Origin of the sequence: Apilactobacillus sp. (assembly GCF_025290035.1) — a bacterium.
Taxonomy (GTDB): domain Bacteria; phylum Bacillota; class Bacilli; order Lactobacillales; family Lactobacillaceae; genus Apilactobacillus.
Map to the genome: position 1 here is coordinate 20,038 of NZ_JAMBKT010000005.1, position 24,179 is coordinate 44,216.

Consider the following 24,179-nt stretch of genomic DNA (forward strand, 5'->3'; position numbering starts at 1 on the left):
AGGGGCTTATTAAAGCCTTTTTTTATTTAAAAAATGGGGGATAAACATGAATTTACCTAATAAATTAACAATTGTAAGAATTTTATTAATTCCGGTTTTCATTATTCTATTATCATGTTCAATCAATATGGGAACTGTTATCTGGTTAGGAACTAGTATTCAAGTAACAAGAATTGTGGCAGCACTAATATTTGCTGCAGCATGTATTACTGACTTTTTAGATGGACAAATCGCAAGAAGACAACACCTAGTAACCAATTTTGGTAAATTTGCTGATCCGCTTGCAGATAAAATGATTGTGATGTCAGCATTCATTATTTTAGTTTCATTTGGTTTTGTACCAGCATGGGTGGCAGCTATAATCGTGTGCCGTGAATTAGCAGTAACTGGATTAAGACTAATCGTGGTTGAAAATAATGGTGAAGTAATCGCCGCTGCATGGCCAGGTAAGATAAAGACATTTAGTCAAATGATCTCAATCATTTTATTACTGCTAAATGACTTCCTATATGTTCCATTCACAACAATTGGTTTTGGAACAATCATTTTATACGTTTGTTTAATTTTCACTATTTACTCTGGAATTGAATATTTTGTAAAAAGTAGATTTATTTTTGAAGATTCATTCAAATAAAAACAATATTTTTAACGTATCTTTATAATGAAAGGTCGTAATTTTATGCAATTTGACACGTCAGTAATTAATAGATTAATTGAACAAAATAAGTCTATTACAGCAGCAGAAAGTCTCACTGCTGGATTATTTCAAGCGACTCTTGGGGATGTAGCAGGGGTATCTAAGATATTTCCAGGAGGATTTGTGACTTACTCTAATGAGGCTAAAGCAAGTCTATTACAAATTCCGCAATCCATTATCCAAGCTTGTGGAGTTGTTTCTAGTGAAGTTGCAATTTGGATGGCACAACAATCTAAACAAATAATGAAAACTAATATTGGGGTTTCATTTACTGGTGTTGCTGGTCCAGATGGACTTGAAGGACATCTGTCAGGAACTGTATTTATTGGACTAGATTATGATGGAATGCAGTCTGTAAAAGAGTGTCACTTTGAAGGAACAAGACAAGAGGTTAGGGAACAATCTGTTGCTGAAGCACTTGATTTGTTAAAATTACACGTAAAATAAAAATGCGAACTTTTGTTCTTTTTTACTTGCTTTTTTAAAGATAGATTAGTATAGTATAAATATCGAATAGTTATTAAAGGGAGGTCAAATTAATGGCTGATGAACGAAAAGCAGCTCTAGATGGAGCCTTAAAACGAATTGAAAAAGAATTCGGTAAAGGTTCTATTATGAGAATGGGTGATAGAGGGGATACAAGAATCTCAACTATCCCAACCGGATCTTTAGCGTTAGATAATGCTTTAGGTGTTGGTGGATTCCCACGAGGAAGAATTGTTGAAATCTATGGACCAGAAAGTTCTGGTAAGACTACCATTGCACTTCAAGCAGTTGCCGAAGTACAAAAACAAGGTGGTACAGCAGCTTATATTGATGCTGAAAATGCCTTGGATCCAGTATATGCAACTAATCTAGGTGTTAATATTGATGATTTACTATTATCACAACCTGACACTGGTGAACAAGGATTACAAATTTGTGATGCCTTAGTATCAAGTGGAGCAATCGATATCGTTGTTGTCGATTCAGTTGCTGCTTTAGTTCCTAGAGCTGAAATTGAAGGTGAAATGGGTGACGCGCATGTTGGTCTACAAGCAAGATTAATGTCACAAGCTCTTCGTAAACTTTCAGGTTCAATTAACAAAACTAAAACCATTGCACTCTTTATTAACCAAATTAGAGAAAAAGTTGGGGTTATGTTTGGTAACCCTGAAACTACACCGGGTGGACGTGCCCTTAAGTTCTACTCAACTATTAGACTAGAAATTAGAAGAGCTGAACAAATTAAAGATGGTACTGATATTATTGGTAACAGAACTAAGATTAAAGTTGCTAAGAATAAGGTAGCTCCTCCATTCAAACGTGCTGAAGTTGATATCATGTACGGTGAAGGTGTTTCTCAAACTGGGGAACTTGTTGATATGGCCGTAGAACAAGACATCATTAATAAGTCTGGTTCATGGTACTCATATGGCGACGAAAGAATTGGTCAAGGTCGTGAAAACGCTAAGCAATTCTTGAAGGAAAACCCAGATAAAATGGAAGAAATTAACTTAAAGGTTCGTGCTGCATATGGAATGGGTGAAGATGTTCCAGAAACCAGTGATGAATCAGCAGAACAAACTAGTTTAGATACTGGTGAAGAATAAAAAGCCGCGAGGCTTTTTTATTTTTGCCAAAAACAAATATGATGTGTTGACACTTCACTAAGTAAAATTTAAAATATAGTAGTGCACACGTATATGCACTTATAAAAAAATTTAATTAACATTAGATGATGTGGAGGTGTAATAAGCCTATGACTTATTTGTTACCTATAATCCTCGCAATCATCGCTGCTTTTGTGGTGGGAACTACTGTTGGTATCTTTTTTAACAAGAAGATTGTTGATAAGAAATTGACTAAGGCTCACATGAGTGCACAAGATATTTTGGAAGATGCTAAACGACAAGCTCAAACGTCTGCTAAGGAAGCAATTCTAGAAGCAAGAGAAAAGAGTAATCATTATCGTTCTAACATTGAAAAAGAAATTAAGCAAAGACGTATTGAAGTTCAACGACAAGAAAATCGTCTAATTCAACGTGAAGATTCTTTAGATCGAAAAGATGACGCTTTTGATAAGCGTGAAGATTCATTGAACAAGCGTGAAGAAAAGCTTAACTTGAACCAAAAGAAGCTTGAACAAAAGCAACAGCAAGCTGATATGCTAGTTAAACAACGTCAGGCTGAGTTAGAACATATTTCAACACTATCGCAAGAAGAAGCACAAGAGCTAATTATTAATGAAACTAAGCAAGAATTAGCTGATGAACGTGCCAAGATGGTTAAGGATAGTTATAATTTAGCTCGTAAGGAATCATCTGAAAACGCTAAAAATTTAGTTATTGAAGCAATTCAACAAAGTGCTGCTGATATTGTTTCTGAAACTACTGTTTCTGTTGTTAATCTACCTAATGATGATATGAAGGGTAGAATTATCGGTAGAGAAGGAAGAAATATTAGAACCTTCGAAACTTTAACAGGAATTGATTTAGTTATTGATGATACCCCTGAAGCTGTAGTATTAAGTGGATTCGATCCAATTAGACGAGAAGTAGCCAAGATGGCACTTGAAAGTCTAATTAAAGATGGAAGAATTCATCCCGCTAGAATCGAAGAAATGGTTGAAAAGAGTCGCCGTGAACTTGATGAAAAGATTCAAGAAATTGGTGAAGAAACAGTATTCGATTTAGGTATTCATTCAATGAGTCCTGAAATGATTATGATGATTGGTAAATTGAAATTTAAGATTTATCATGGTCGTAATGTTTTAAGTCATTCTATTGAAGTTGCCAAGCTAGCTGGTGTATTAGCCGCAGAACTAGGTGAAGATGTCGTTTTAGCTAAGCGCGCAGGATTATTGCACGAAATTGGTCGCTCTGCTGATAATGATAATGAAGGTTCACATATTGACCTTGGTGTTGATTTAGCCAAGAAGTTTAAGGAAAGTCCAGTAGTGATTGATTCTATTGCATCCGATAACGAAGATAGCGAACCTAAGTTTATTGTTTCTGAATTAGTAAATATCGCAAACAAGATTGCGATTGCTAGACCAGGTGCCAAGAGTAAATCTCTTGAAAGTTTTGTTCATCGTCTTGAAAGTTTGGAAACAATTAGTGATAGCTTTGATGAAGTTAAGAAGAGTTATGCTATTCAAGCCGGACGTGAGATCAGAGTGATTGTTAAACCAGAGAAAGTTTCTGATACTCAAGCTGTTGTATTAGCAAGAGATATTAAAAATAAAATTGAAGAGGATATGGAATATCCTGGTCATATCAAGGTTACAATTATAAGAGAAGTAAGATCAATTGAATATGCAAAATAAAAAAGGCGATAAGCCTTTTTTATTTTGGTTAAAACGGTGTAAAATTGTACATATATAATAACGGAATTGAGGATAGAGATGAGAATACTATTTTTAGGGGATGTAGTTGGTAATTTAGGAGTAGATATGGTTGATCAATATCTATCTAAATTGAAACACGACTTTAAACCACAAGTGACAATTGTAAATGGAGAAAATTCAACGCCAGTAGGAAGAGGAATTAGCTACAAAGTTTATAAGCAATTAATGAATGATGGAGCTGATGTCATTACTTTGGGAAACCATGCGTGGAATAATGAAGAAATTTATGATTTCATTGATGATAGTAAAAATTTAGTGCGCCCATTGAATTACCCGGGAAAAGACGTTCCAGGTGCTGGATATACAATCGTTAATGTGAACGGTAAGAAATTAGCGGTGGTTAATTTACAAGGAAGAATTTTTATTGATCCAATTGATGATCCTTTTCAAAAGATTGATGAATTATTAAACAAGATTGAAAAAGAGGTAGATTATATTTTCGTTGATTTTCATGCGGAAACAACAAGTGAAAAAAAGGCGATGGGTCTATTTCTGACTGGAAGAGCTTCCGCCGTTGTAGGAACTCATACCCATGTACAAACAAATGATAATCAAATTTTAAATAAACAAACTGCGTACATAACTGATGTAGGAATGTGTGGTCCATTTAATAGTGTTTTAGGGATGAAATATGATAGTATTATTCATCGCTTTTTAACTCAAAGACCCACCAGATTTGAAGTGCAAAATGAGGGTGACCAAATTTTATCAGGATGTGTAATTGATTTAAGAGATGATGGAACTGCTAGATCCATCAAAACAATCTTAATTGATCCGAGTCATCCATATAATAGATAGGGGGATTTTAAATGGCTAGTAAAGCTAAACAAACACCAATGATGGAACAATATCAAAAAGTTAAGGATCAATACCCAGATGCTTTTGTTTTTTATCGTTTAGGTGATTTTTATGAAATGTTTAACGAAGATGCCGTTAAAGGTGCGCAAATTCTAGAATTAACACTTACATCTAGAAGTAAAAATGCTGATAATCCAATTCCTATGTGTGGAGTTCCCCATAAAGCTGTTGAAGCTTATATCGATACATTAATCGATAAAGGATACAAAGTAGCGATTTGTGAACAAATGGAAGACCCTAAGACTGCTAAAGGAATGGTTAAAAGAGCTGTTACACAATTAATCACCCCAGGTACAAGAACAGCAATGGGTGCTGAAAATGCGAAGGAAAACAACTACTTAACATCAATAGAATATGTAGATGGTAAGTATGGCTTTGCATATGCCGAATTATCTACAGGTGAATTGAAGACAACGGTCTTAAGCAGCATGGATAGTGTCGTAAACGAATTAATGACATTGCAAACTAAAGAAGTAATTGTTAATTCCGATTTACCACAAAAGGATATTGATATGATTAATAAGCTAGGAATTTTAGTGTCTTACCAAGACAATATGCAAATGTCTGAAGACATGGAATACCTAGTTGTTAATCTTTTAAATGAAGTTGAAAAACAAGTAGTTAGTCGTTTAATTAATTATATTACTGACACGCAAAAACGTAGTTTATCCCATATGAAACCAGCAATCGCTTATCAACCAGCTGAGTTTTTAAAAATGGATCATAATTCACAATATAATCTAGAGTTAACCAAGAACTTAAGAACAAACAAGAAGTCTGGTAGTTTGTTATGGTTATTAGATGAAACAAAAACTGCAATGGGTGGTAGAAAGTTAAAGGAATGGATTGATCATCCTTTAATTAACCAATCAGAAATTAAAAATCGCCAAAACCAGGTCAATGATTTATTAGATCATTACTATGAACGTAGTGAAATTAAAGATTTATTGGTAAAAGTTTATGACCTTGAAAGATTGGCTGGAAAGGTTTCATTCGGTTCTGTTAACGGAAGAGATTTAGTGCAATTAAAGACATCACTACAACAAATTCCTAAAATTAAATATATTTTGGCTGAAATGGAAACTAAATCATTTGAACAAATTGATAATGATTTAGATCCAGTCGAAGAAGTGGCTGAATTAATTGAACAAGCCATCATTAGCGAACCACCAATTTCGGTAACAGAGGGTGGCATTATTAATGAAGGATATAACGAAGTGTTGGATCAATATCGTGATGCAATGAATAATGGAAAACAATGGATTGCTGAACTGGAAAATAAAGAACGTGAACTAACCGGCATCAACAACTTAAAAATCGGTTATAACCATGTTTTTGGCTATTACATTGAGGTATCTAAAGCTAACTTAGCTAAGCTGCCAGAAGATAGATACGAACGTAAACAAACATTAACTAATGCCGAAAGATTTTCTACTACGGAGTTAAAAGAAAAAGAAAAGTTAATCATTGAAGCACAAGAAAAGTCCAAAACATTGGAATATGATTTATTTAGTGAAGTTAGAGCAGTTGTAAAAACAGCAATTCAAAGATTGCAAAAACTAGCCAATGCGGTTTCTAGTTTAGATGTTTTACAAAGTTTTGCTTCAATTTCAGATGAATACCGTTTAGTTCGTCCGACATTAAATGACAATCATACTTTGGAAATCGTTGATGGAAGACATCCAGTAGTCGAAAAGGTAATGGGACATCAATCTTATGTTCCAAATGATGTGATTATGAAACCTGATACCAACGTTTTATTGATAACAGGTCCTAACATGTCTGGTAAAAGTACTTACATGAGACAATTAGCGTTAACTGTTATAATGACGCAAATAGGATGTTTTGTTCCTGCTAAATCTGCTAATATGCCAATTTTCGATCAAATTTTCACTAGAATTGGTGCTGCTGATGATTTAATTTCAGGCCAAAGTACATTTATGGTGGAAATGAAAGAATCAAACCAAGCAATTCAAAATGCTACTGATAACAGCTTGATTTTATTTGATGAAATTGGAAGAGGGACAGCCACGTATGATGGAATGGCTCTTGCTCAATCGATTATTGAATACGTTCATAATAATATTCATGCTAAAACTTTATTCTCAACACATTATCATGAATTAACTGAACTATCTGACTCATTGAAACAACTAAAAAACGTTCACGTTGGAGCTGTAGAAAAAGACGGAGAATTAGTATTTTTACACAAGGTACAATCTGGTGCAGCTGATAAGTCATACGGAATTCATGTTGCTAAGTTAGCTGGATTACCAGAATCATTGTTAACTCGCGCGGATATTATTTTAACTGACTTAGAGCAAAACGATATTGCTGCTAAACCGGTGGTTATGGCAGAAGATGCAGCTCCTACCAAAAAGCAAGTTGAAGAAAATTATGATGACGATTTACAGCTTTCATTATTTAATGACGATAGTAAATCAGCGCCTAAATCAACTGAAAATGATAAAATTATTAAGGCAATTAAGAACCTTGATTTAATGTCTAAAACACCAATGGACATTATGAATGAAGTATACAAATGGAAAAGAGAAATTGATAAGTAATAGGGGTGAATAATCTTGCATAAAATTCATGAATTGTCTGCTATTTTAGCCGATCAAATTGCAGCTGGTGAAGTTGTCGAACGTCCTGCTTCTGTTGTAAAGGAATTAGTAGAAAATGCGATCGATGCACAAAGTACACAAATTGATATCAACATTGAAGATGCAGGATTAAAGAAAATCGAAATCATTGATGATGGAATTGGTATTGACCAAGATGATGTTCAAATTGCATTTAAGCGTCATGCCACTAGTAAAATTAATGATCAAAAAGATTTATTTATGGTGCGGTCACTCGGTTTTAGAGGAGAAGCACTACCTTCTATTGCTTCAGTTTCAGATGTTCATTTAAAGACTTCAACAGGGGATGAAGGAACACAAATTCACATCAAAGGTGGCAAGGTTGAAGATATTAAACCTTCTGATTCAAGACGTGGAACCAGTATTTGTGTTGAAAACCTATTTTTTAATACTCCTGCAAGACTAAAATATATGAAGTCGCTTCGGACAGAATTATCACAAATTTCTGATATTGTTGATCGATTGGCAATTGGTCATCCTGATATTGCGTTCTCTTTGGTTCATAATCATAAGGAAATATTACGAACTTCTGGACGAGGGCAATTAAAACAGGTGATTGGTGATATTTACGGTGCCAAAAATTTGAAAAAGATTATTAAAATAAGTAATCAAGATGATGATTTTACAATTGATGGTTATGTTAGTTTACCGGAGCTAACTAGATCTGCTCGCAGCCATATTACGATTAATTTGAATGGTCGATATATTAAAAACTATTCTTTAGTTAAAGCGATTACTGACGGTTACGGTTCGAAGTTAATGGTTGGAAGATATCCAATTGCAGTTTTAAATATCAAATTAAATCCTATTCTAACTGATGTAAATGTTCATCCAACGAAACAGACGATTAGGATAAGTAAAGAAGATCAGTTATGTAATTTGGTTGCTAAGACCATTTATGATACGATTTATAAAGAAAATCTAATTCCAGATGTGATGACTAGAGATAGAGCGGTTAAGCCTAAATATACTAATCAACAATTACAAATGGAAATTAATCAATATAGTGTTTCTAATCATCCAAAAACTAGTGACGAAGAATTAGTTCAACCCAATTTCACTAGCAATGATAGTGAAGACAAAATTGATAGTGAAGTCGATTTAAAAATTTCCAATATTGACTCAATTTTTATCACAAATAGAAATCAATTAAACGATGATAGCGTGATCGAATTTACGCAGAAATATGCTGTGCCGGCTACACCTTTTAATGATGAAGAAGATGTTTTAGTTGAAAGTAAGCCAGCTGAAGTAAGATTTCCTAAGTTGTTATATATTGGTCAATTGCACGGGACTTATTTAATCTGTGAATCTGATGATGGAATGTATATTGTTGATCAACATGCAGCACAAGAAAGAATTAACTATGAAAGATTAAGAGAAGAAATTGGTGAAGTTTCTGATGACCAACAAAATCTATTAGTCCCACTAGTTTTAAACTACCCAAATAGGGATGCATTGATTATTTCTGAAAAATTAGAGACCTTAAAAAAAGTTGGATTAGATATTGAAGCTTTTGGAAACAATAGTTTTATTATTAAACAGCATCCAACTTGGATTTCAGAAGGTACTGAAGAAGAAACAATTAGGGAAATGATTGATTGGGTACTATCTCATAAGGATATTTCAGTAGCTGATTTTAGAGCTGATACAGCGATTATGATGAGTTGTAAACAAGCAATCAAAGCTAATCATCACTTAGATAGAAAGCAAGCTGTTCACTTGCTAGATGAATTAGCAACAGTTAACAATCCATTTAATTGTCCTCACGGTAGACCGGTTCTGGTTTCTTTCTCTAATACAGATATGGAAAAAATGTTTAAACGAATTCAAGATCCACATGGACAAGATAAATTTATGTAAGCGAGGAAAACAATGTTCGAATATTTAAATGGAACTATTCAAGATGTACAACCTGGTTTCATAGTATTAGACGTGAATGGAGTTGGGTACTTAGTTTATACCTCTAATCCATACGTCTATACAGTAGACAATAACGAAAAAGTAAAAGTGTTTATTCATCAATCAGTCACTGACACTTCTCAAACCCTTTATGGATTCTCAAGTAGAGAATTAAAATCGATTTTTGAAAAGTTATTAAATGTTTCTGGGATTGGACCTAAGAGTGCACTTGCAATTATTGCGGGTAATGATCCGCAATCATTGCTAAATGCGATTAACACTGAAAATGTTACTTATTTAACTAAATTCCCAGGTGTTGGTCAAAAAACAGCTAAGCAAATTATTCTTGATTTGAAGGGTAAGCTTGATGATATTGCACCAACATTGTTTGATGAAGTTGATGATAACGTATCGATTAGTAATTATACTTCTGATAATCAAGAGTTAGAAGATGCGCTGGAAGCACTAAAAGAATTAGGATATACAGCAAAAGATATTAAGAAGGCTCGTAAAGCATTAGAAGAAATTCCTGCAACAAGTACCGAAGAATACTTAAGACAAGGGCTAACAGCAGTTACCAAATTTTAAAGGGAGGATTCATAAATGAATGATGACCGCATCGTCTCTGGTGATATTGAGGGACAAATGGAAGATTCTTTCGAAAAATCACTACGTCCACAATTCTTATCAGAATATATTGGACAGGATGATTTAAAAGAAGAATTGTCCGTATATATCAAGGCAGCTAAACAGAGAGAAGAAACGTTGGATCATGTATTGTTATATGGACCTCCGGGACTTGGTAAAACCACATTAGCAATGGTTATCGCTAATGAAATGAATACCAATATAAAAACTACTAGTGGACCAGCAATTGAAAAGACTGGTGATTTGGCAGCGCTATTAAATGAACTTCAACCAGGTGATATTTTATTTATAGATGAAATCCATCGACTACCTAAAACAGTTGAAGAAATGTTATATTCCGCTATGGAAGATTTCAGTGTGGATATAGTGGTTGGCCAAGGTCCTACAGCGCATCCAGTGCATTTACCACTGCCACCATTCACATTGATTGGTGCCACCACAAGAGCGGGGCTGTTATCAGCACCTTTTAGAGATCGTTTTGGAATTGTCGAACATATGAAATACTACAATGTAGAAGATTTACAAGACATTGTCATTAGGTCAGCTGACATATTTGAAACTGAAATTGTAGATCAAGGTGCTCATGAAATTGCACGTAGATCTAGAGGAACACCTAGAATTGCAAACCGCTTATTAAAGCGAGTTCGTGATTTTGCTCAAGTTGACGAAAAGGAAAACGTTGATGTAGAAATTGTTGATAAAGCATTAACAATGTTAGGCGTTGATAATAAGGGACTTGATGCTACTGATATTAAATTGTTGAAAACCATGATTGAGTTTTATAACGGTGGTCCAGTTGGTGTTTCAACGTTAGCCGCGAACATTGGTGAAGAAGTGAATACAATTGAAGAAATGTATGAACCATATTTGCTACAAATTGGATTTATTAAGAGAACCGCAAGGGGGAGAGTGGTTACGCAAGAAGGTTATACCCACTTAAATTACCCGTATAATCTTGATAAGTAAAACTGGACGAAGTAGGTAATCTTTGGTAACATATATACTAAATTATAGAAGGCACGGTGAGTTAAATGATTCAAAACTACAGTGGATTTATTATTTTAATCGTTTTATTTGCGATTATGTATTTCTTGGTTATCAGACCACAAAAGAAACAACAACAAAAACATGCTGAAACTTTAAAGCAACTACAAAAAGGTGACCACGTTATCACAATCGGTCGTTTACACGGAATCGTTGATGACATCAACGAAGAAGAAAAAACAGTTACTCTAGACTGCGATGGTATTTACCTAGTGTTCGATTTAACTGCTGTTGCTAAAGTTACAGAACGTGTAGCAGAAGCTAAGTCTGAAGAAGCAACTGAAGCTAAGGAAGACAAAGAATAATTAAATAGTATTTTTAAAGACAGTTATCAGCATTGCTGGTAATTGTCTTTTTGTTTTCAAAGACTTTAACAACCATCCAATCCGTATGATATAATTATGGTATTGATAAATAATGAGGTTAGTAGGGACAAAAATGAACAAATTTTTAAATCTTTTAAATATTTCACCACAAAGAAAAATAATTAAAGCGATTTGTGACTTTGATACAATTATCATTCATAGACATCAACGCCCAGATCCTGATGCATATGGTTCACAAATGGGATTAGCTGAAATTATAAAGACATCTTTTCCCAACAAAAAAGTTTATTGTGTTGGTAAGCAATATAACAGTTTTGATTGGTTAGGAAAGACTGATGAAATTGATGATGAAGTATATGAAAATGCTTTAGTAATTGTTGTTGATACAGCAAATCAACCTAGGGTAGATGATGACAGATATACTCACGGTAAGATGATGATTAAGATTGACCATCATCCAAATGACGATCAATTTGGTGACATTATGTGGGTTGTTCCGGAAGCATCCAGTACATCTGAATTGATTTATGATTTATTTGAATCATCACGTCGTTTGAAGATAAGCAGTAATGCAGGTCGTTTATTGTATGCCGGTATTGTTGGTGATACAGGACGCTTTAAATACCCATCAACATCATCAAACACATTCAGAGTCGCATCAAAATTAGCACAATTAGACTTTTCAACAACAGAGGTAAACACAATTGAATCATCAATCGATTTACCAATGGCCAGATTATCTGCTTATGTTTATGAAAACTTAGACATTACAGATAATGGTGCAGCTTCAATTGTTTTAACAGATGAAATTTTGAAGAAATATGAACTTATTAATGAAAGTACCTCCGCAGTTGTACCGTTACCAGGTAATATCAATCAAGTAATGTCTTGGGCTGTATTTATTCAAAAAGAAGATGGTACTTTTAAAATCAGTTTACGTTCTAAGGGACCTGCGATTAATGAGCTAGCCAAACAATTTGGCGGTGGCGGACATGATTTAGCTAGTGGGGCTGCTGCACAAAACGAAGATGAAATTAAGTCTGTGATTAGTAAATTAGATGAAATCGTAGCTAGTTACAAAGGAGAATAGAATGCCAAGTACATTTAAGCAATACAATTTAAAGCCATTTTTATATGATGCTTTAGATGAATTAAGTTTTAGAGAACCAACGGCAATTCAGGAAAAAATTATTCCTGAAATTAGAAAGAATAGAAGTGTTGTTGGACAATCAGCAACAGGAAGTGGTAAAACTCATGCCTTCTTGTTACCAATCTTTGATCAACTTAATGTTGATAAACTTGAAGTGCAAGCCGTTATCACAACACCAAGTCGTGAACTTGCCTATCAAATTTATAATAATGCTAAGCAATTAGCTAAACATTCAGATAAAACTATCCACATCGTTAACTATGTGGGTGGAACCGATAAGTCTAGACAAATCGAAAAGTTAAAGAATGAACAACCTCAAATCGTTATTGGAACTCCAGGTCGTATTAACGATTTAATCAAGGGGCAATATTTACAAGTTCATACTGCAACACAATTAGTAATTGATGAAGCTGATATGACCTTAGATTTAGGATTTTTATCTGATATTGATAATATTGCGGCTAGTTTTGGAAAAGATGTTCAAATGATGGTCTTTTCTGCTACTATTCCACAAAAGTTAAAACCATTTTTAAAGAAATATTTGGAAAATCCTTATGTTGAAAATATTCCTAATCAAGCAGTTATTAGTCCAACAATTGATAATTGGTTAATCTCTACCAAAGGTCAAAATAAGAATGAATTAATTCATAAATTAATCACCTTAGGTGAACCATATCTTGTTTTAATTTTCGCTAACACAAGAAAACGTGTGGAAGAAATTTATGATTATTTAAGAAACCAAGGACTAAAAGTCGGAATTGTTTCAGGTGATTTAAATCCACGTGAAAGAAAACGTACTATGAAACAGATTCAAAACCTTGAATTCCAATACGTTGTAGCGACTGATTTAGCTGCCCGTGGAATTGATATTGAAGGAGTTTCAGACGTTATTAACGATGATATTCCAGATGATTTAGAATACTTTATTCATCGTGTCGGAAGAACTGGTAGAAATAATATGCCAGGAACAGCCGTAACCTTATATTCACCTGATGAAGAAGACGAAATTGATGCATTAGAAAAAATGGGAATTACATTTAAACCTAAGGCAATCAAGAATGATCGAGTAGAAGATACTTATGATCGTAACCGTCGTAAGACTCATCGTCGTGGACACGATAAGCTTGAACCAACGATGATTGGTATGATTAAGAAGAAAAAGAAAAATGTTAAACCTGGTTACAAGAACAAGATCAAACAAGAGCTTAAGAGAAACGATGAAATGAATCGTCGTATCCAACAAAGAGAAGAAGGACGTCGTAAGAGAAAGTCCAAGAAGAGTAGTTCACAACGTTACAGATAACGTTTGACAGGGGTTTTAATAAACCATATAATTTAATTATATAAAAGAGAACATACTAGACTATTGGTGAATTATAGAGACATCTTGGTTGGTGAAAAAGGTGATGACCTTTAGTATGGTGCTATCTCGAATTTGTTATATTAATCGCTTCTCAGCGTTATTGAGACTAAAGAGGTATACGAAAGAACATCGTTGCAAGTAAAGTGGTACCGCGCGTGAGCGTCTTTACTAGCAACGGTGTTTTTGTGCTTATAGGAGGGTATTTCTATGAAAAAATTAGATAGTAGTCAAATTCGTGCTATGTATTTGGAATTTTTCAAACAACATGGTCACACAATCGAACCAAGTGCATCACTAGTTCCAAAGGATGATCCATCATTACTATGGATTAACTCTGGTGTTGCAACTATGAAAAAATATTTTGATGGTAGTGTAGTACCAAAGAACCATCGTTTAACAAGTTCACAAAAAAGTATTAGAACTAACGATATTGAAAATGTTGGTAAGACAGCTCGTCACCACACATTATTTGAAATGCTAGGAAACTTTTCAGTAGGTGATTACTTTAAAGAAGAAGCTATTAAATGGGCTTTTGAATTACTAACATCACCTGAATGGTTTGGGTGGGACAAAGAAAAACTATACATGACTGTCTATCCAGAAGATACAGATGCTAAAAAATTCTGGCAAGAAGCCGGTGTTGCTCCAGATCATTTAATCGATATGGATGATAACTTCTGGGATATTGGTCAAGGACCTTCAGGACCAGATACTGAAATTTTCTATGATCGTGGAGAAAAGTATGATGATTTAGCTCCAGATGATCCTGAAAACTATCCTGGTGGAGAAAACGAACGTTACCTAGAAGTATGGAACATCGTATTCTCACAATTTAACCATAAACCTGACGACACATACGAACCACTTCCTAGAAAGAACATTGATACGGGGATGGGATTAGAACGTGTTGTATCAATTTTCGAAGATGCACCAACAAACTTTGAAACTGATTTATTCATGCCAATTATCGAAAAAACACAATCATTTAGCGGTGACAAGAAGTACGGTGTCAACGCTAAAGATGATATCGACTTCAAGATTATTGCTGACCATGCAAGAGCTATTACTTTTGCAATCGGTGATGGAGCACTACCTTCAAATGTGGGTAGAGGATACGTTATTCGTCGTTTAATTAGAAGAGCGATTGTTTCGGGACATCGTTTAGGAATTAAGGATGACTTCTTATACAAATTAGTACCTGTTGTGGGTGAAATTATGAAGTCATACTATCCAGAAGTATTAGAACAAAAAGATTACCTAGAAAAGGTTATTCATTCAGAAGAAAAACGTTTCAATGAAACACTTTCAGATGGATTACAACTACTAGGTGACTTAATGGATGATTTAAAATCAAACAATCAAAGTGTTGTTGAAGGAAAAGATGCCTTCAAATTATACGATACTTATGGTTTCCCTCTTGAAATGACAAAAGAATACCTAGAAGATGCTGGTTACTCAGTTGATGAAGTTGGTTTTAAAGCAGAAATGCAAAAACAAAAAGACCGTGCCAGAAATGCTCGTGGTAACGATAAATCAATGGGAGTTCAAAGAGACTTATTAATCGATATTAAAACTCCTAGTGAATATGTAGGATACACACAACTTGAAGTAAAAGATGCTAAGTTGATTGACTTAATCGTTGATGAAAAATTAGTAGATCAAGCTGGTGAAGGTGAAGCGGAAGTAATTTTCGATAAGACACCATTCTATGCTGAAATGGGTGGACAAGTTGCTGACCAAGGGACCATCATTGATGAAAATGGTAATGTTTGTGCCAACGTTGTTGATGTTCAACACGCTCCAAACGGTCAAAACCTACACACTGTAGAAATCATTACAAGTCTATCAAAAGACCATTCATATGAATTACAAGTTGATCGCAAGTTCCATGCATTAGTAGAACATAACCATACTGCTACTCATTTGCTTGATCAATCACTTAGAAATGTTCTAGGAGACCACACTCAACAAGCTGGATCATTGGTTGAACCAAATTACTTAAGATTTGACTTTACTCATTTCGGTTCAGTTACTAAGGAAGACCTACAAAAGGTTGAAGACTTAGTTAATGCTGAAATCTTTAAAGCCGATCCAGTGAATACTGTTGAAACTGATCAAGAAACTGGTAAGAAGATGGGAGCCATTGCCTTATTTGATAGCAAATATGGGGATAAGGTTCGTGTTGTTTCTGCTGGTGACTATTCAATTGAATTCTGTGGTGGTAACCACGTTTCAAATACTAGTGAAATTGGCTTATTCAAGATTGTTTCTGAATCAGGTGTCGGTGCCGGTGTCAGAAGAATTGAAGCCGTTACTTCAAAGGCAGCGTTTGATTATCTAAATAATGAAGAATCATTATTAAAACAAGTTGCTGAACAAGTTAAAACTAGTCAAATTAAAGAAGTACCAAACAAAGTTGCTCAACTTCAAGAACAAGTTAAGCAATTACAACAAAAACAAGAAAAACTAGAATCAAAATTAGCCAGCCAACAAGCTGATTCAGTATTTGATGATATCAAGGAAGTTAATGGTAAGTCTATCATTACTGGTGTCTTAAACGTTTCAGGGATGGATCAACTTAGACAATTAGCTGATACTTGGAGATCAAAGAATTTATCTGACGTCTTAGTATTAGGAACTCAAAGTGGTGATAAAGCTAACTTGATTGTTGCAGTTAGTGACGAACAAGTGAAAAACGGTCTAAAAGCTGGTGACATTATTAAAGCTATTTCTAGCGAAATTAATGGAGGCGGTGGCGGACGTCCAAACATGGCTCAAGCCGGTGGTTCTAAGCCAGAAGGTCTTCCTGCAGCAATGAGTGCAGCTGTTGATTGGTTAGAAAAATTATAAAATTAGTTATGTTTAAGTTTTAATTTTGGCTAAGTAGAATTATAATGAACCTACGTCATATATTTAGAGGTGTTATAAATGAGTGCTTCAGATAAAACAATGTATTTTGATTTGAATAACAATTCTCCTAAAAATGTTCATGACACACTTTTAATTGTGTTTAATGCTTTAGAGGAAAAGGGATATGACCCATATAATCAAATCGTCGGATACTTAATATCCGGAGATCCAGCATATATTCCTCGATTTAATGATGCTCGTAATTTAATTCGTCGATATGAAAGAGATGAAATTATCGAAGAACTAGTAAGATTTTACTTGGATAAGAATAACGATCGTGAGGGTAAATAATATATGAGATTAATGGGGATGGATGTTGGTTCTAGAACAGTTGGAATTTCAGTCAGTGATTTACTAGGATGGACTGCACAAGGTGTTGAAATCATATCAATCAATGAAGACGAAGAACAATTTGGACTAGAACGAGTAGCCGAATTAGTCGAAAAATATCAAGTTACTGGTTTTGTTCTGGGATTACCCAAGAATATGAACAATACTTCAGGTCCAAGAGTTGAAGCTGCCAAACGATATGGTGATATGCTAATTGAGAAGTTTAATCTTCCTGTGGATTTCGTCGATGAAAGACTAACTACAGTTGAAGCTGAAAGAATGCTTATCGAAAAAGCTGATACTTCACGAAAGAAACGTAAAAAAGTAATTGATAAGATTGCTTCCGAGTTAATTTTACAAACATATCTTGATAAAAAAGGTAAACTAACTCAATAAACTAGAAGAGGTGTATAGAATGAACAACGAACAAGAAAAACAACAAATTTCATTAGTTGATGAAAAAGGTAACGAAGAATTATATGATGTCTTATTCACATTTGAATCAGACGATTATGGTAAATCATACATTTTAGTATACCCAGCAGGTAAAGCAGATGATGAAGAAGTTAACATTGAAGCATATGCATTACCAGCAGGTGACGATCCTATGGATCCTCAAGGTGGAGATTTACAATTAATTGAAACTGATGAAGAATGGGAAATGGTTGAATCTGTTTTAAATACACTATTAAACACAGATGAAGACAGTGACTCAGAAGAATAATTAACTTTTTCTCAAAAAGATGCCTAAGGGCATCTTTTTTTATATCCATTACTGGAGTTAAAAGTCGTTTTCATGCTAAAATGGACTAGTATTAATGGAGGTTTTCGAACTATGAACGAATCAAATCAACGCTTTAAGGCAGTTATCGGCAAGAAAGACTATACATTTGTTGGTAAAAGTTCTGCTGAACACATGAAAACAGTTACTGAACTAATGAACAGACAACTAGTGCAACTAAAAGAAATGGCACCAGATATTAACGATGAAGATGCTGCTATTTTATTAGCATTTAACGCTTTTTCAGAACAATTAAAACTACAAGATAAAATTAATGAATTAACTCACAACGATGATTACAATCAAGAAGGAAACTGGAAATAATGTTATTTAATATTATTATTATTTTATTATTCGTATATGGTATCTACGATGGATATCGTCGCGGATTAATGCATGAAATTTTGCGAATCGTAGGATTTATGTTTAGCTTACTTTTTTCTCTATACTATGCGCGTGATTTAAGTCAGGCTATTTTTGGGCATTCAAGTTTGATTAACGATCAAATATTGAGCAATAGTATCAGCTTTTTTATTTTGTTTATGCTATCCGGTATTATTGTCAGAATCGTTATATCAATTGTTGATAAATTAACTCATATTCCGGTAATTCATCAAATTAATTCAATTGGTGGAACTGTTGTAGGACTTGTAATTGCTTATTTAACAATTCTATTTATTTTGAATGTAATTTCTGTTTTACCAGATAATCAAATTACACAACAATATGAAAAATCAAGCATAGCCAATTTTATGGTTAATAAGACACCAGTTTTATCTCATGATTTATACGAAAAATGGTTAAGATAAGGTGATTAAATAATGAACGATAAAGTATTAAATACTTTAGAATATAAAAAAATAAAACAGTCTATTGAGCAGTATTTAACCACTAAGAATGGACAAAAAGAATTAGCTGAATTATATCCAGTGGATAATCCTAATACTATTCAAACATGGTTAGATGAAACCGATGATGGTGCTCATATTCTTAGATTAGACAAGGAAATATCAATTCCAAAATTAGAAGATGTTTCTCCATATATTAAACGTTTAAAGATCGATGCATCATTAAACGGTAGTGAACTTTCTAAAATTAATAAGGTTTTAAAGACCTCAAATTATTTAGTTCGATTTTTTGATAATTTGAAAGCTGATGACGTTTCATTAAATCGACTATATAAATTGATTAATGAAGTTCAATCTGTCCCAACAATTTCAAAGCAATTATCTGATTCAATCGATGATGACGGTCGAGTGCTAAGTACAGCATCTGCCGAGTTAAATTCAATTCGACGCAGAATGGATGTAATTAAGAGTCAAGTGCGTTCTATTATGAATCAATATACTCAAAAGAATGGTAAAGATTTAACAGAGCCAATCGTAACGATCAGAGAAGACCGAATGGTTTTACCTGTGAAAGCGGAAAATAAAAATAAATTCGGTGGAATTGTGCATGATAGAAGTTCTTCTGGACAAACTTTATACATTGAACCGGCTTCAACAGTTGGATTAAATACTGAATTACGTCAAAAAGAGGTTGAAGAACGCGTTGAAGAGAGAAGAATTTTAGCTGAATTATCAGATTTAATTCGACCTTATCAATATGAAATTATTAACAACGCAAAGTTGTTAGGCCATTTTGATTTAATTAATGCAAAGGCTAAGTATGCTAGAAGTTTAAAGGCAACTAGACCAACCATTTCAAAAGAAAATGTTGTTAACTTAAAACAAGCAAGACATCCAATGATTAGTTTGGATAAAGTCGTTGCTAATGATCTATATATTGGCGGTGAAAACAAATCAATTATCATCACTGGTCCTAATACAGGTGGTAAGACAATTACCATTAAAACAATTGGTTTACTTCAATTGATGGCGCAATCAGGTTTGTTTGTGACTGCCAATGAAGGTTCAAGTGTCGCAGTGTTTGATAATGTTTTTGCTGATATTGGTGATGAACAATCAATTGAACAAAATTTGAGTACTTTTTCATCACATATGGACAATATTGTCGACATCCTAAATGGGACAACTAAGAAAAGTTTAGTTATTTTAGATGAACTAGGTGCTGGTACTGATCCAAAAGAAGGAGCAGCGTTGGCAATGGCCATTTTAGATAAATTAGCTGAACAAGGTTGTGATGTAGTTGCCACTACTCATTATCCAGAGCTAAAAGTATTTGCATATAATCGACTTGAAACAATTAATGCATCAATGGAATTTGATAGTGAAACACTACAACCAACATATCACTTATTGATGGGCATTCCTGGACAAAGTAATGGTTTAAACATTGCATCTCGCCTAGGATTAGATAAAAGCATTATAGTTGAAGCTAGATCACTAGTTGATCAAGAAAGCCAAGACCTTAATAATATGATTGTTGAATTAACTGAACAAACTAAGCGTGCTCGTGAAAATGCTGACGAATTATCTGTTCAATTAAGTGATGCTATGCAATTACATGCTGATTTATCAGAAGAGTTTACCAAGTATAAAAACCAAAAAGATAGACTAGTAGTTGCAGCCAAGCAAAAGGCAAACGAAATTGCGGATGCAGCCAAGCAAAAAGCTGATGCAATTATTAAAGATTTACGTGAAAAGCAAAAGCAAATCGGAGAAGTTAGCGTTAAGGAAAATGAATTAATTGACGCACAGGGGCAATTAAACTCACTACGTCATGATGTGGATCTAGTTCATAATCGTGTCTTAAAGAAGGCTAAAGCTAAGCATGACTTCCATAAGGGTGATGACGTTATGGTCAAGTCTTATGGTCAAAGAGGGGTTCTTATGCAAAAACTAGCACCAAGTGAATGGGAAGTTCAATTGGGGATTTTGAAAATGAGAATCGATGAGTCTGATATGGAAAAAATTAATGTTAAAAATGATGAAACTCGATTTAACACTAAGGTAAAACGAACGTCATCTAAAGGATTATCAGCTCAACTTGATTTAAGAGGACATCGATATGAAGAAGCAATGCATGAAGTTGATCAATACTTGGATTCAGCCGTGTTAGCAGGATATCCTTCAGTCACAATTATCCACGGAAAAGGAACCGGAGCGTTACGTCAAGGGGTCACCGAACTATTACAAAGTGACCGAAGAGTAGCATCATTTAATTATTCACCAGCGAATGCTGGAGGAGATGGTTCAACCGTGGTAGAATTAAAATAGAATATTAAATCGTATAAGACATATTCGTTGCAATTAAAACTAAAAATGATAAACTTACTTTCAGTAAGAGAAATAAGGAGGCATATTATTATGGTTTCAGAAACAACTGATAAGACATTTGAAAAAGATACTTCTGAAGGTGTTACATTAACTGACTTTTGGGCAACTTGGTGTGGTCCTTGTCGTATGCAATCACCTGTAGTTGATCAATTAGCTGAAGAAATGGGTGACCAAGTTACATTCAACAAGATGGATGTTGACCAAAACCCAGAAACTCCACAAAAGTTTGGAATTATGAGTATTCCAACTTTACTTGTTAAGAAAGATGGAGAAGTTGTTGATAGCATTGTTGGTTATCACAGCAAAGAACAATTAGCTAAAATTTTAGGTCAATACCTATAATAAAAAAGAACCTGATGAATTAATCATCAGGTTCTTTTTTTATTGTTTTAAGTCAAAGGTTTTAATTTCTTCTTCAATAACTGGAGCAGGGTTCTTAGGATCCATGTGAACACGAATTAAGACAGTACCATTCTTTTCTTCCTTTGGATTCATTTCTGCTTCAGAGATTACCTTAAATTGTTGTTGGGTAATTTGAGCTAGAAAACCAGCTTCAAACATGAAATCAGCATCTGGATTAGCTTCGATTCTTTTGGCAACGATGTCACCGCTAAGAGTCCACTTTATTTCATATTTATTTTCAGATTCAATAGTTAAATCTCCAAGACCAGCTTGTTTGAAAAATAAAACGATATCTAAAGCATCCTTTAGTGGGTATTTTCTAGCAATTTTTTTACCAGCCCAGTACATAATGCTATGAGTATCATTTCCTAGTAAATCATTAAGTAAGACGTCTCTTAATAATTCTTGTCCCCAAAAAGGACGAGTAGAATTATCTTCAATTATTTTATTGTAAAGATTGTTATCCATACTGTTTACCTCAATTCCTTATATACAAGTTTATTATATTATAAATTAAACGTAATTTACACAGATTGAGAAAATTTAGTTCATTTATGTATTAATATTCATGATAGATTGCATTAAACATGATAATATTAATTATGTGGAATTGCGAAAGAAGGTTAAAATATTGAATAAAAAAGCGATTGGATTTATGGATTCTGGAGTAGGTGGATTAACAATCGCCAAAGTCGCAATGCAAAAACTACCAAAAGAAAATATAATTTATTTTGGCGATGAAGCAAGATTGCCATATGGTGAGAAAACTCCCGAACAAATTAAAAGCTATGCGCTACAAATATCAAAGTTTTTATTATGTAAAAATATTAAGATGCTAGTGATTGCATGTAATACGGCAACTGCGTTGGCATTACCATTTTTAAAAGAACAATTATCAATTCCGGTAATTGGAGTCATTAATCCGGGAAGCTTAGCAGCTGTTAAAGCAACTAATAATAATCATGTTGGAGTAATTGCCACTAACGGAACCGTCAAAAGTGGTAAATATGAGAATGAAATCAAGCAAGTAAATGAAAATGTTGATGTTGTTAGCCTTGGCTGTCCTAGTTTTGTAACAATGGTTGAAAACCAAGGATATAAAGAATCATCCAACCAATCAGATGTTGATAAGGTATTGGCAAAAATTAAATCTAATAACATTGATACACTAGTTATGGGATGTACTCATTTTCCAATCATGCGTTCAATGATTCAACAATCAATGGGTGATAAGGTTCAATTAATTGATCCAGGAATAGAAACAATTAAACAAGTAGATTCAATGTTAAAAGAAAATAATATCTATAATGATGAAAGTACTCCTCACTATGATTTTTATACTACTGGGGATGTTAATCAATTTAAAGCCATTGCAAATGAATGGTTAAATCAAGATGTTAATGTAAAACATATTGACGTGAAAGAATTGGAGGATTATTAAAGTGGATACAATCGTAATTGCTACAAATAACCCAAATAAAGCTAGAGAGTTTAAAGAAATGTTTGCTGATAAAAACATTCAATTTAAAACGTTAGCTGATTTTCCAGAGATTAAGGAAATTAACGAAAACGGTAGTTCATTTGAGGAAAATGCAACAATTAAAGCAGAATCGGTAAGTAATCTTACTAATTTACCTGTACTAGCGGATGATTCTGGTTTAGAAGTCCATGCAATCAACGATGAACCTGGCATCAAATCTGCTAGATATGCTGGTGACCATGATGATGATGCTAACAACAAAAAGCTATTAGATAAGCTAAAAGATGTTGATGATAGAACAGCCAGTTTCGTTACTTGTTTAGTATTACTTAATCCGCAAGGTAAGAAATTGGTAGTTTATGGAACTGTCGACGGTGAAATATTAAGTGCACCAAAAGGTGACAATGGTTTTGGCTACGATCCATTGTTTTATGTTCCATCAAAAAACAAATCAATGGCTGAAATGACTGATGAAGAAAAGAATGAGATTAGTCATAGAGGTAACGCAATTAGAAATTTATACCAAAAGTTTGACGAATGGTGGAAGCTTTAATAATTAATTAAGTAGATACTAATTGTAAATTTATAGGTTAAATGCTATTCTAAACATATCAAGTTAAGAGGAGGGGTTGCATGACAATTGGAGAATTAGCAGGTTTAATTGCCGCAATTGCTTTTTTCATTATTGCAATTAGTGTTGCTGTGCTTCTTATTAAACTATCAAAGACGGTAGATCAAGTTAATAAAAATATTAGTTCCATTTCTCAAGATATTGATGTAATATCTAAGCAAGCGGAAGATATATTAGCTAGCTCAAACTCATTAGTTAAGGACATTAATGAAAAAATCAATATCTTAGACCCAGTTTATCAAGCTGCCGCCGATGTTGGTCAAAGTGTTAGTGATTTAAATACCGCAACAAAAAACTTAACCAAAAAATTCCAAAACAGAAATAAGAAGTCATTTATGGAAAAAGCTGCTGGAGTAGGTTTAAGAATGTTTAAAAAATAAGAAGG

General features: G+C 33.8%; 24 protein-coding genes. 23 read left to right on the forward strand and 1 reads right to left on the reverse strand.

Annotated elements, in window-relative coordinates; all coding sequences use genetic code 11:
* Positions 1-46 precede the first annotated feature (46 nt).
* The 20 genes from pgsA to trxA all read left to right on the forward strand — a co-directional run bounded on the left by pgsA (position 47) and on the right by trxA (position 21,623).
* Complete coding sequence (pgsA, locus tag M3005_RS02765) at positions 47-634, forward strand: CDP-diacylglycerol--glycerol-3-phosphate 3-phosphatidyltransferase (RefSeq protein WP_293793507.1); 588 nt, start codon at positions 47-49, stop codon at positions 632-634.
* A 45-nt stretch (positions 635-679) separates the two neighbouring features.
* Entirely contained in the window at positions 680-1,144 is a 465-nt protein-coding gene (locus M3005_RS02770; RefSeq protein WP_293793508.1) for a nicotinamide-nucleotide amidohydrolase family protein, read from the forward strand.
* 92 nt (positions 1,145-1,236) lie between these two features.
* Positions 1,237-2,289, forward strand: a complete 1,053-nt coding sequence (recA, locus tag M3005_RS02775) for a recombinase RecA (RefSeq protein WP_293793509.1) — start codon at positions 1,237-1,239, stop codon at positions 2,287-2,289.
* 149 nt (positions 2,290-2,438) lie between these two features.
* Positions 2,439-4,004 (forward strand): ribonuclease Y, encoded by a 1,566-nt coding sequence (gene rny / locus M3005_RS02780; protein ID WP_293793510.1) that lies wholly within the window; start codon positions 2,439-2,441, stop codon positions 4,002-4,004.
* Positions 4,005-4,082: 78 nt separating this feature from the next.
* Positions 4,083-4,883, forward strand: coding sequence for a TIGR00282 family metallophosphoesterase (locus M3005_RS02785; RefSeq protein WP_293793511.1), 801 nt, complete (start codon positions 4,083-4,085; stop codon positions 4,881-4,883).
* 11 nt (positions 4,884-4,894) lie between these two features.
* Entirely contained in the window at positions 4,895-7,510 is a 2,616-nt protein-coding gene (gene mutS / locus M3005_RS02790) for a DNA mismatch repair protein MutS (RefSeq protein ID WP_293793512.1), read from the forward strand.
* Between the two features lie 15 nt (positions 7,511-7,525).
* Complete coding sequence (gene mutL / locus M3005_RS02795) at positions 7,526-9,451, forward strand: DNA mismatch repair endonuclease MutL (RefSeq protein WP_293793513.1); 1,926 nt, start codon at positions 7,526-7,528, stop codon at positions 9,449-9,451.
* 12 nt (positions 9,452-9,463) lie between these two features.
* On the forward strand, positions 9,464-10,078 hold the full coding sequence (gene ruvA, locus M3005_RS02800; protein ID WP_293793514.1) for a Holliday junction branch migration protein RuvA: 615 nt from the start codon (positions 9,464-9,466) through the stop codon (positions 10,076-10,078).
* 15 nt (positions 10,079-10,093) lie between these two features.
* Complete coding sequence (ruvB, locus tag M3005_RS02805) at positions 10,094-11,104, forward strand: Holliday junction branch migration DNA helicase RuvB (protein WP_293793515.1); 1,011 nt, start codon at positions 10,094-10,096, stop codon at positions 11,102-11,104.
* Positions 11,105-11,169: 65 nt separating this feature from the next.
* Positions 11,170-11,487: a preprotein translocase subunit YajC gene (gene yajC, locus M3005_RS02810; protein ID WP_293793516.1), complete on the forward strand. Its 318-nt coding sequence runs from the start codon at positions 11,170-11,172 to the stop codon at positions 11,485-11,487.
* Positions 11,488-11,647: 160 nt separating this feature from the next.
* Positions 11,648-12,598: a DHH family phosphoesterase gene (locus M3005_RS02815; protein WP_293793551.1), complete on the forward strand. Its 951-nt coding sequence runs from the start codon at positions 11,648-11,650 to the stop codon at positions 12,596-12,598.
* 1 nt (position 12,599) lies between these two features.
* Positions 12,600-13,961, forward strand: coding sequence for a DEAD/DEAH box helicase (locus M3005_RS02820; RefSeq protein WP_293793517.1), 1,362 nt, complete (start codon positions 12,600-12,602; stop codon positions 13,959-13,961).
* 267 nt (positions 13,962-14,228) lie between these two features.
* Positions 14,229-16,871: an alanine--tRNA ligase gene (alaS, locus tag M3005_RS02825; protein WP_293793518.1), complete on the forward strand. Its 2,643-nt coding sequence runs from the start codon at positions 14,229-14,231 to the stop codon at positions 16,869-16,871.
* A 78-nt stretch (positions 16,872-16,949) separates the two neighbouring features.
* Entirely contained in the window at positions 16,950-17,222 is a 273-nt protein-coding gene (locus M3005_RS02830) for an IreB family regulatory phosphoprotein (RefSeq protein ID WP_293793520.1), read from the forward strand.
* 3 nt (positions 17,223-17,225) lie between these two features.
* Positions 17,226-17,657, forward strand: coding sequence for a Holliday junction resolvase RuvX (gene ruvX, locus M3005_RS02835; RefSeq protein ID WP_293793521.1), 432 nt, complete (start codon positions 17,226-17,228; stop codon positions 17,655-17,657).
* Positions 17,658-17,676: 19 nt separating this feature from the next.
* A complete protein-coding gene (locus tag M3005_RS02840) occupies positions 17,677-17,985 on the forward strand; it encodes a DUF1292 domain-containing protein (RefSeq protein WP_053949881.1) in 309 nt (102 codons plus the stop codon).
* Between the two features lie 111 nt (positions 17,986-18,096).
* Positions 18,097-18,366 carry a cell division protein ZapA gene (locus M3005_RS02845; protein ID WP_053949882.1) on the forward strand — a complete coding sequence of 90 codons (270 nt, stop codon included), beginning with the start codon at positions 18,097-18,099 and terminating at the stop codon, positions 18,364-18,366.
* Positions 18,366-18,851 (forward strand): CvpA family protein, encoded by a 486-nt coding sequence (locus M3005_RS02850; protein WP_293793524.1) that lies wholly within the window; start codon positions 18,366-18,368, stop codon positions 18,849-18,851. The genes M3005_RS02845 and M3005_RS02850 overlap by 1 nt, the downstream gene beginning before the upstream one ends.
* A gap of 12 nt (positions 18,852-18,863) precedes the next feature.
* Positions 18,864-21,221 (forward strand): endonuclease MutS2, encoded by a 2,358-nt coding sequence (locus M3005_RS02855; RefSeq protein ID WP_293793526.1) that lies wholly within the window; start codon positions 18,864-18,866, stop codon positions 21,219-21,221.
* A gap of 90 nt (positions 21,222-21,311) precedes the next feature.
* Positions 21,312-21,623, forward strand: coding sequence for a thioredoxin (trxA, locus tag M3005_RS02860; RefSeq protein WP_053949885.1), 312 nt, complete (start codon positions 21,312-21,314; stop codon positions 21,621-21,623).
* A gap of 39 nt (positions 21,624-21,662) precedes the next feature.
* Here trxA and M3005_RS02865 read toward each other — a convergent pair whose 3' ends face one another.
* On the reverse strand, positions 21,663-22,151 hold the full coding sequence (locus M3005_RS02865; protein WP_293793529.1) for a YslB family protein: 489 nt from the start codon (positions 22,149-22,151) through the stop codon (positions 21,663-21,665).
* A 163-nt stretch (positions 22,152-22,314) separates the two neighbouring features.
* Between M3005_RS02865 and racE the strand changes: the two genes are divergently transcribed.
* The 3 genes from racE (at position 22,315) to M3005_RS02880 (ending at position 24,174) form a co-directional block, all read left to right on the forward strand.
* Complete coding sequence (gene racE / locus M3005_RS02870; RefSeq protein ID WP_353320897.1) at positions 22,315-23,124, forward strand: glutamate racemase; 810 nt, start codon at positions 22,315-22,317, stop codon at positions 23,122-23,124.
* A complete protein-coding gene (locus tag M3005_RS02875; protein ID WP_293793553.1) occupies positions 23,117-23,716 on the forward strand; it encodes an XTP/dITP diphosphatase in 600 nt (199 codons plus the stop codon). The genes racE and M3005_RS02875 overlap by 8 nt, the downstream gene beginning before the upstream one ends.
* An 80-nt stretch (positions 23,717-23,796) precedes the next feature.
* A complete protein-coding gene (locus M3005_RS02880; protein ID WP_053949888.1) occupies positions 23,797-24,174 on the forward strand; it encodes a DUF948 domain-containing protein in 378 nt (125 codons plus the stop codon).
* The last annotated feature ends 5 nt before the right edge of the window (positions 24,175-24,179 follow it).

What these genes read in the sequence shown, in the direction of transcription:
- ruvX (WP_293793521.1), top strand. Translation starts at nt 17,226, where the DNA reads ATGAGATTAATGGGGATGGATGTTGGTTCTAGAACAGTTGGAATTTCA.
- M3005_RS02840 (WP_053949881.1), top strand. Translation starts at nt 17,677, where the DNA reads ATGAACAACGAACAAGAAAAACAACAAATTTCATTAGTTGATGAAAAA.
- pgsA (WP_293793507.1), top strand. Translation starts at nt 47, where the DNA reads ATGAATTTACCTAATAAATTAACAATTGTAAGAATTTTATTAATTCCG.
- ruvA (WP_293793514.1), top strand. Translation starts at nt 9,464, where the DNA reads ATGTTCGAATATTTAAATGGAACTATTCAAGATGTACAACCTGGTTTC.
- M3005_RS02845 (WP_053949882.1), top strand. Translation starts at nt 18,097, where the DNA reads ATGAACGAATCAAATCAACGCTTTAAGGCAGTTATCGGCAAGAAAGAC.
- M3005_RS02850 (WP_293793524.1), top strand. Translation starts at nt 18,366, where the DNA reads ATGTTATTTAATATTATTATTATTTTATTATTCGTATATGGTATCTAC.
- M3005_RS02785 (WP_293793511.1), top strand. Translation starts at nt 4,083, where the DNA reads ATGAGAATACTATTTTTAGGGGATGTAGTTGGTAATTTAGGAGTAGAT.
- M3005_RS02770 (WP_293793508.1), top strand. Translation starts at nt 680, where the DNA reads ATGCAATTTGACACGTCAGTAATTAATAGATTAATTGAACAAAATAAG.
- M3005_RS02830 (WP_293793520.1), top strand. Translation starts at nt 16,950, where the DNA reads ATGAGTGCTTCAGATAAAACAATGTATTTTGATTTGAATAACAATTCT.
- ruvB (WP_293793515.1), top strand. Translation starts at nt 10,094, where the DNA reads ATGAATGATGACCGCATCGTCTCTGGTGATATTGAGGGACAAATGGAA.
- alaS (WP_293793518.1), top strand. Translation starts at nt 14,229, where the DNA reads ATGAAAAAATTAGATAGTAGTCAAATTCGTGCTATGTATTTGGAATTT.
- mutS (WP_293793512.1), top strand. Translation starts at nt 4,895, where the DNA reads ATGGCTAGTAAAGCTAAACAAACACCAATGATGGAACAATATCAAAAA.
- M3005_RS02855 (WP_293793526.1), top strand. Translation starts at nt 18,864, where the DNA reads ATGAACGATAAAGTATTAAATACTTTAGAATATAAAAAAATAAAACAG.
- M3005_RS02880 (WP_053949888.1), top strand. Translation starts at nt 23,797, where the DNA reads ATGACAATTGGAGAATTAGCAGGTTTAATTGCCGCAATTGCTTTTTTC.
- rny (WP_293793510.1), top strand. Translation starts at nt 2,439, where the DNA reads ATGACTTATTTGTTACCTATAATCCTCGCAATCATCGCTGCTTTTGTG.
- yajC (WP_293793516.1), top strand. Translation starts at nt 11,170, where the DNA reads ATGATTCAAAACTACAGTGGATTTATTATTTTAATCGTTTTATTTGCG.
- M3005_RS02820 (WP_293793517.1), top strand. Translation starts at nt 12,600, where the DNA reads ATGCCAAGTACATTTAAGCAATACAATTTAAAGCCATTTTTATATGAT.
- M3005_RS02865 (WP_293793529.1), bottom strand. Translation starts at nt 22,151, where the DNA reads ATGGATAACAATCTTTACAATAAAATAATTGAAGATAATTCTACTCGT.
- recA (WP_293793509.1), top strand. Translation starts at nt 1,237, where the DNA reads ATGGCTGATGAACGAAAAGCAGCTCTAGATGGAGCCTTAAAACGAATT.
- trxA (WP_053949885.1), top strand. Translation starts at nt 21,312, where the DNA reads ATGGTTTCAGAAACAACTGATAAGACATTTGAAAAAGATACTTCTGAA.